The sequence below is a fragment of the uncultured Campylobacter sp. genome (assembly GCF_937997465.1).
In the GTDB taxonomy this organism is placed as follows: Bacteria; Campylobacterota; Campylobacteria; order Campylobacterales; family Campylobacteraceae; genus Campylobacter_A.
Map to the genome: position 1 here is coordinate 1 of NZ_CALKTQ010000077.1, position 5,292 is coordinate 5,292.

Below are 5,292 nucleotides of genomic sequence, written 5' to 3' on the forward strand. Positions count from 1 at the left end.
GAATGCCCGCCGTATCCGAGCGTACAATCGACAATCACGCCGCTTTTTATATCCTCAAAAGCTTGCAAAACTTCATTAAGTAGCACGGGAACGTGTGGGGAGTTCAAATTTAGCCTTTATTTTTTGTGTATAATAACAAAAAAAGTTTATAAAAGGTTAAAATGGACTTAAAATACTGCGCAAGCGAGATCAGCAAAATCGCTCTTTCGATGTTTAGAAAAAACTTTTTCGGCGTCTTTCACGGCTCTATTTCAGCTAGAATTCAGCACGACTCTTTTTTGATAAATAAAAGAACGACGATTTTCGACAATCTTAAAGAAGAAGATCTCATAATGCTAAACTCAAAAAGGGATTATCGCTGGAACGATGCGAGCATAGACGCGGACATCCACCTAAATATATACAAAAATATAAACGAAGCCAAATATATCTGTTATGCCATGCCACCTTATCTAACAGCTTATACTTTGGGGCATTCTTTTATCCGTCCGAGGGATTATTTTGGTTATATCAAACACCACGAGATCCCGATCTATGATCCAAAACAGTTTGACGATTGGTATGAGCGCGCGGATACGGAAATTTATCGCTATATGTTAGAGAATAAAACTAACATAATGGTCATCAAAGGATACGGAGTATACGTGCATAGCAGGACCTCGTATCAGCTGGCAAAAGACGTCGCAATCCTTGAAAATACGTGCAAATTGCTAAGCGTAGCTCGCCTTTACGAATCTGAACAAAACTAACGTCTTTAAAAATGTTAATTTTTTTGAAATTTTATCGATAAAAAGCGCGTTTTTAAGGTGATATTTACGATATTTCAGTAAAATAATGCATAAAATTTTTATAAATTTGAAGGAATTAGATGATAACTTGGATGCAAAAGCATAGAAAATACCTCGTCGTAACGATCTGGGTAAGCACGATAGCATTCGTCGGAGCAGGCTTCGTCGGATGGGGAGCTTATGATCTAAACGCAAGCAGAGCTACCTCGGTGGCTAAGGTCGGTCACAGAAATATAAGCATCCAAGAATTTCAAAACAGATACGGTCAGCTTCATGCGTACTATAGCCAGCTTTTTGACGGACAGCTAAGCGATGAAAAGGCAAGCGAGCTAGGCATTGAAAATTTAGCTTTAGAGGCGTTAGTAAACGATGCTATGCTTTTAAATTTCGCAGATGACTTGGGGCTTGGCGTAAATGACGAAGATATAGTCAAATACATTATTGCAGACCAAAATTTCCACTCAAACGGCAAATTTGATAAAGAGCTTTACAAAAATACTTTAAAAAGAGCTAGAACTACCGAAAGCGAATACGAAGAAAGCCTAAAAAACGTAATACTTTTAGATAAGCTAAGACATGCTCTAAATTTACCCGCAAATGCTCAAGATATAGATATGCTAACGGCTAGCTTTTTGATGCAGGATAAAATCTCCATTAAGGTCGTAGAGGCTAACGCAGACGAAATAAAAATAGATGAAGATGCGCTAAAAAAACTCTGGGAAGAGCATAAGAACGAATATAAAACCATGACCGAATTTAAGCTTGATACCAAATTTACCCCAGCTATATCAAGCGATGCAAATACTAACGAGCTAACAGAATTTTACAACGAAAACAAAAACGAATATAAAGGCAGCGACGATAAAATCAAAGACTTTGAGGCAGTAAAAGACGAAGTCTTAAAAGACTACAATCTCAAACAAACTAAAAAAGTCGCCCTTGAAGAGTATCTAAAAATCAAGAAAGACGAGAAGCAAGCAGATGTCTCGGTATCTACATTTGAAGATAATGCGAGCTTGCCGATGGATGAGCTAAAACTAGCAAAAAAGGGCGATACCCTAAAGCCGTTTGAATACGAAGACGGCTATATGATAGTGAAGGTAAAAGAGATCGTAGCGCCTAGAGTAATGAGTTTTGACGAGGCGAAAGAGCAAATTTTAGAACTTTACAAAGAGCAAAAAACGAAAGAAATCGTAGAAGCAAAAGCAAAAGAGTTGCTTGAAAAAGGATTTCAAGGTACCGATATAGGATTTGTTAGTAGAGATACCGTGAAGGCCGAAGGTGGGTTAAGCGAGGGTGAGTTTAATATCTTCGTCAATCGCCTTTTTGAAAAAGGCGGCAAAAAAGGCTATGTTGTACTCGGCGATAAAGCCGTAGTTTACGAGATAACGGAACAAAAACTAACAAATAGCGAAAAAGAGAAAGAGTATAAAGAGATAATAACGCAAAATGTAGGCTTCTTGAAAAATAACGAGCTCATTAGGGATTTAACAGCCATGTTGTCCAAGCGTTACCAAGTAACAAATTATTATACAAAAAAATAAGAAGGCATCTGTTTTGAGTACTAAAATTTTAGGTATTGACGTAGGCTCTGTTCAAATTTGCGCTGTGATAGGCCAGCACGATGAAACAGGACTTAAAATAATCGGAATAGGAACTGCAAAAACTCAGGGTATAAAAAAGGGCGTAATAACAAATATCGAGCTCGCATCAAAATCAATAAAAAGCGCTTTAATAGACGCTCAAAGAGTTGCGGGCACAAGATACGAAAAAGTAGTGGTTTCAATCTCGGGAGCCTATACAAAAAGCGTTGACAGTAACGGTGTGGTAAATGTTCCCACGTATGAAATAGGCATAAAAGAGATACAACGCTCGATGTCCGAGTCTGAGCGAAGGGCACAAATCCACAGCGACTACGAAAAACTACACATACTTCCTTATAATTTCAAAGTAGACGACCAGGAGCATATAGAGGATCCTTTGGGTATGAACGGTAGCAGGCTCGAGGTGCAAACGCATATCATAATGGCGCAAAAATCATCTCTTAGTAACCTAAGAAAAGCGTTAAATTTAGCAGGAGTCGAGCCTGATAATATCGTACTTTCCAGCTACGCTTCGGCTATCGCGACGCTAAATCAAGATGAAAAAGATTTGGGTGTAGCATTTATAGATATGGGCGGTGCAACTTGCAATATGATAATTCACTCTGGAAATTCGATAAGATATAACGAATTTTTAGGCATAGGTTCGTCAAATATAACCAATGATCTATCAGCAGCGCTTCATACGCCTATTTTAAAAGCTGAAGATATAAAATTAAATTACGGAATTTTGCTAAATAATGCCAACGAACTAGTTGAGATCCCGCCTATTAACGAAGATGGCAAGGTGCAGGAAGTATCTCTTGACGTTATTTCAAACGTCATATATGCAAGAGCCGAAGAGACACTAATGATACTTGCAAAAATGCTCGAAGATAGCGGATACAAAAACTCAATAGCCGCAGGCGTAGTTCTTACCGGCGGCATGACTAAGCTTGAAGGCATCAGAGAGCTTGCTATAGCAGTATTTGACAATATGCCGGTGCGAATAGCAAGACCGAAGGAAATGGAAGGGCTATATGAAATTTTAAGAGATCCGGCAAATTCTTGTGCGATCGGACTTTGTATGTACGGTGCAGGCTACTTTACACCTTATGAAATCGACTCTGAAAAGAAAATGCGATATAAAGACGAGATTGTAGTAAAAAATAAGATTTTAAAAGATATAGTCTACGACAATGGAGTAAAAATCGAAGATAAAAAAAATATCGAAGAAGTCGATAATAAAATCTTTAGAGGAAGCACTCTAGACGATAACTATATAGATGATTTAAGAATCGATGATGACAGAACTTTACAAGACGAACTAAATGAAGATTTAAACAAAAAAGAAAAAAAACCAAATATTTTTTCTGTGATTTGGAATAAAATAACACAACTATTTTAAAAGGAGATTGGATCAACTATGGGTAACTTTATGGTAGAAGAGAAAAAGCCTTCATACGGCGCAAAGATAAAAGTAGTAGGCGTAGGCGGTGGTGGTGGAAATATGATAAATCATATTATTAGAGAAAAAGGCGATGAAATGGATATCGATCTAATAGTCGCCAATACCGATGTAAAAGCACTTGATAGCTCTTTGGCCTTTACAAAACTTCAACTCGGCGAAAAGATTACAAAAGGTCTTGGTGCTGGTATGAATCCTGACGTAGGAACCAAAGCCGCTCAAGAAAGTTACGAAGAGATCAAATCTACACTTGAGTACTCAGATATCGTATTTATAGCATCAGGCCTTGGAGGCGGTACCGGTACAGGCGCAGCTCCGGTGGTAGCACAGGCAGCTAAAGAGATCGGCGCTCTAACAATCTCAGTAGTTACTATGCCGTTTGATTTTGAGGGTAAAAAGCGCTACAATCTAGCCCTAAAAGGTCTTAACGAGCTAAAAAAAGAGTCCGACTCTATAGTTGTGATACCAAACCAAAGACTAAAATCCCTTATAGACAAAAAAGCTGGTATAAAAGAAAGTTTTAAAATAGTTGATAACGTTTTAGCTCGAGCCGTCAGCGGTATGTGTACCATAGTTCTTGATTCGGGAAATAGCGACATAAACTCTGACTTTGCAGACGTTAAAAAAGTCATGGAACACCGCGGTATGGCGCTACTTGGCATAGGCGAATCAGAAGGTGAAGGCGCAGCCCAGGAAGCAATCAAAAACGCAATACAATCTCCACTACTAAGCGACATTACCATAAACGGCGCAGTGGGCGTTCTGGTACACTTCAAATATCACCCAGACTCTCCTTTTAGCGATATAGAAGAGGCTATGTGCCTAGTACAAAATGCTGTCGATGATGATGCAGATATTATATTCGGTACGACAAGCGACGAAAGTTTTGAAAATAACAAAATTCAAGTTACTATAATAGCCACCGGCTTTAGAGACAAAGAGGAAGAAAGACCTACGCCCGTAGCCTCTACGCCCGACGCTGCATTTAAAAAGTCAAGAAATCCGATTTTAGATGAAAGAATCAGCAGACTAAAGGTTAGCGGCGGATACAATAGCGAAGAAGCAACTAATATGCTAGAAACGCCATCGTATATCAGAAACCAAATGGATTAATGAATAAGGATTGGTCTTCCAATCCTTTAAAATTTAAAGCACAATAATTAGGTGGTAAGTTAAATTTTATATTATTCTAAATTTGGCTAAAAATTAAGTTGCAAGTAATAAATTGATTTTTTAACAAATTATACTATATTTCGTTAGTCACAATATATTCAGGATATTCTTATTTTACAATAAAATTATTCCACTAAAAATAATTTCAAAAACATAGTTTTTAGATTTTACACTGCCCCAAAAACACTATAATATAACGCCAAAAGCAAACCCAAACGAGCGAGTGTAGCGTATCGCGGATGACAAACGAGCTGGGTAGCCTCGCTTCTGTATCGTCGCAAGC

Annotated in this window: 5 protein-coding genes; 4 read left to right on the forward strand and 1 reads right to left on the reverse strand. The window is 38.1% G+C overall.

Annotation, left to right across the window (positions count from 1 at the left end):
• Positions 1-107 (reverse strand): 16S rRNA (cytosine(1402)-N(4))-methyltransferase (mraW, locus tag Q0546_RS02225; RefSeq protein ID WP_298790136.1); only part of this gene is annotated, 107 nt, incomplete at its 3' end.
• A 54-nt stretch (positions 108-161) separates the two neighbouring features.
• Between mraW and Q0546_RS02230 the strand changes: the two genes are divergently transcribed.
• The 4 genes from Q0546_RS02230 to ftsZ all read left to right on the forward strand — a co-directional run bounded on the left by Q0546_RS02230 (position 162) and on the right by ftsZ (position 4,949).
• Entirely contained in the window at positions 162-749 is a 588-nt protein-coding gene (locus Q0546_RS02230; protein ID WP_298790129.1) for a class II aldolase and adducin N-terminal domain-containing protein, read from the forward strand.
• 119 nt (positions 750-868) lie between these two features.
• Positions 869-2,332 carry a peptidylprolyl isomerase gene (locus tag Q0546_RS02235; RefSeq protein ID WP_298790131.1) on the forward strand — a complete coding sequence of 488 codons (1,464 nt, stop codon included), beginning with the start codon at positions 869-871 and terminating at the stop codon, positions 2,330-2,332.
• 13 nt (positions 2,333-2,345) lie between these two features.
• Positions 2,346-3,776, forward strand: a complete 1,431-nt coding sequence (gene ftsA / locus Q0546_RS02240) for a cell division protein FtsA (protein ID WP_002948629.1) — start codon at positions 2,346-2,348, stop codon at positions 3,774-3,776.
• Between the two features lie 18 nt (positions 3,777-3,794).
• The gene (gene ftsZ, locus Q0546_RS02245; RefSeq protein ID WP_009496063.1) at positions 3,795-4,949 is read left to right on the forward strand and encodes a cell division protein FtsZ; all 1,155 of its coding nucleotides are present in this window, start codon (positions 3,795-3,797) and stop codon (positions 4,947-4,949) included.
• Positions 4,950-5,292 lie beyond the last annotated feature (343 nt).